Here is a 2,390-nt window from a genome sequence, read left to right as displayed (position 1 = left end):
ATATAAAATAATATATCAAAAAATAAAAGTATTGCTAAAAACTAGCAATACTTTTATTTTTTGATATATAATATAATGTGATATTATATTATAGGAGTGAAAGGTGGTTGATCTTATAAATAATATAAATAATATAAAAAGCAATGTTCAAAATAATGTTATTTATAAAAAAGTAAACATAAATGATGTTAATTCAAGAGCTGCAGCTATGTCTTATTACCTATTGCTTTCTATATTTCCTTTTTTGATATTTATGATAAACTTATTAAGTTATATACCGATAATTCATATTAATAAGTTTTTAAATTCATTTAATGATTTGATTCCCAATAGTGCATTTGCTATGATTGAATCTATAATAAACTCTGCAATAAGTGATAAAAGCATAAGCTTAACTGTATTCAGTTTTATCTTTACTTTATGGAGTTCATCTCGTGCAGTTAGAGTGTTTATAAAGGGCATAAACAAATCATACAATTTAAAAGAAACTAGATCTTTTTTCAAACTAATACTTATATCATTTTATTTTACAGTAGAACTCATAGTATTAATAATTTCATCTATGGTATTTTTATTATATGGAGAAAAGGTTGGATATATAATTTTTAAATTTTTAGGACTTAGTAAACTGTTTATGCCAACATGGAATTTGTTCAGATATTCTTTTGTAATAGCCATAACCATATGGATAGTTAGTTCTTTATTTAGATATGGACCTAATAAAAAGATAAATTTAATAGAGGCAATGCCAGGAGCTATTTTATCTATATTTGGATGGATATTAGTTTCAGTTATATTTTCTTTTTATACAAATAACTTTTCAAATTATCAAGTTATATATGGAAGTATAGGAGGCATTATAGCCCTGCTTACTTGGTTTTACTTAAGTAGCTGGATTATGCTATTAGGGTGTGAAATAAATGCTCTTATCTACTATAGGGGTAAAAATTTTAATAAATTTAATAGGAGGGATATATAAAAATGGATAAGAATTTACAGTGGGTATACGAAAGACAAATTGAAAGAACTATTAAGGCTTTAGAAAATAACAATATGAATGGATACTTGGCAAAATCTAAAGAAGATTTAATAAAAAAAATAGATGAGCTAGTAGAAGAGAACTCTTTTGTTGCATGTGGAGGTTCACAAACTTTATTCGAAGCAGGTGTAATAGAGCACTTAAGAGAAGGACGATTCGATTTTCTTGATAGATATAAAGAAGGTCTTAAACCTCAGGATATGAAAGATATATATAGAAAATCATTTTTTGCAGACGCATATTTTACAAGTACAAATGCTATAACAGAAAATGGAGAACTTTATAATGTTGATGGAAATGGAAATAGAGTAGCAGCAATGCTATATGGACCTGATAAAGTTATCGTTATATGTGGAGTAAATAAAATAGTTAAAGATGTAGACGCAGCTATAAAAAGAAATGAACAATTTTCTGCCCCTGCTAACGCTAAAAGATTAGATACTAAAACACCTTGCAAAGCTTCTGGTTATTGCATGGACTGTAAAAGTAGCGATAGAATATGCTGTGAATATACTTTGATAAAAAGACAAAGATCTCAAGGAAGAATACATGTTATTTTTATAGATGAGAATTTTGGATATTAATAATTAGAGAAAAATAAATATTTAAACAAGAAGCCATATTAAAACCTTTGAACCAGGATTGATATGGCTTTTTTGTATTTAATTTTAACTGTAGGAATATTATGTAATAAAATAAGAGACAATAAGTAAATAATAGTCTTCTATGGAGGTATTTATATGATAATAAAAAACTTTTTACATGCTCATCAAATAAAAAATATTAAGGGTATACAACTTAAGTATAAATAAGATTTAGATGGGATATATAAATTTTAAAGAAGAAGTTTATGTAACTAAAAATCAGTTACATAAAAGAAAGATAAATAATAAGAAATTATTTGATAGCATATTAAAATATAAGAACTTACCTGAAACATACGATCCTTGCAAACAGTACAGTTTTAGAATTTTTACCGATGAAATATTTGGAAAACAAGGAATTTTAGATGAAGATAATTTTTCTAATATAGAAAATAAAGATATTATATGTACAAAGTTTATAGGGTGTATATTCAAAAACTTAAAGTTTAAAGAGTGCAGGTTTGTAGGATGTATATTTGAAGATTGTAAATTTGAAGATGGAGGCGTAAGTTTTGAAAATTGTAGCTTTTTTAAAGAAGATAGTCAGAATAAGCCATCTTTAAATAAATATGATAATTTTTCTTGTCATTTTATAAATTGTGATATTTATTCAAAATTTTTAAATTGTATACTATCTTTTGCTATTTTTGAAAAATGCAAATTGAGAACAACTAATTTTGAACAAAGTGCAATGGACAATATTATAA

2 protein-coding genes and 1 pseudogene are annotated in these 2,390 nt (G+C 25.1%); all 3 read left to right on the top strand.

The annotated features are described in order from the left end of the window. The first annotated feature begins 103 nt into the window (after positions 1-103). The gene (locus tag RWY47_RS04310) at positions 104-979 is read left to right on the top strand and encodes a YihY/virulence factor BrkB family protein (RefSeq protein WP_025162954.1); all 876 of its coding nucleotides are present in this window, start codon (positions 104-106) and stop codon (positions 977-979) included. A gap of 2 nt (positions 980-981) precedes the next feature. Further along, positions 982-1,623 carry a lactate utilization protein gene (locus tag RWY47_RS04305; RefSeq protein WP_224170321.1) on the top strand — a complete coding sequence of 214 codons (642 nt, stop codon included), beginning with the start codon at positions 982-984 and terminating at the stop codon, positions 1,621-1,623. A gap of 235 nt (positions 1,624-1,858) precedes the next feature. Further along, positions 1,859-2,390, top strand: a pseudogene (locus tag RWY47_RS04300) (pentapeptide repeat-containing protein); the annotation flags it as partial.

Origin of the sequence: Paraclostridium sp. MRS3W1, from assembly GCF_032465715.1 — a bacterium.
In the GTDB taxonomy this organism is placed as follows: domain Bacteria; phylum Bacillota; class Clostridia; order Peptostreptococcales; family Peptostreptococcaceae; genus Paraclostridium; species Paraclostridium dentum.
The sequence above is the reverse complement of the archived record's forward strand: the minus strand, read 5'-3'. Positions and strand labels throughout refer to the sequence as shown.

Coding starts and splice junctions, on each gene's coding strand:
- RWY47_RS04305 (WP_224170321.1), top strand. CDS start 982: ATGGATAAGAATTTACAGTGGGTATACGAAAGACAAATTGAAAGAACT.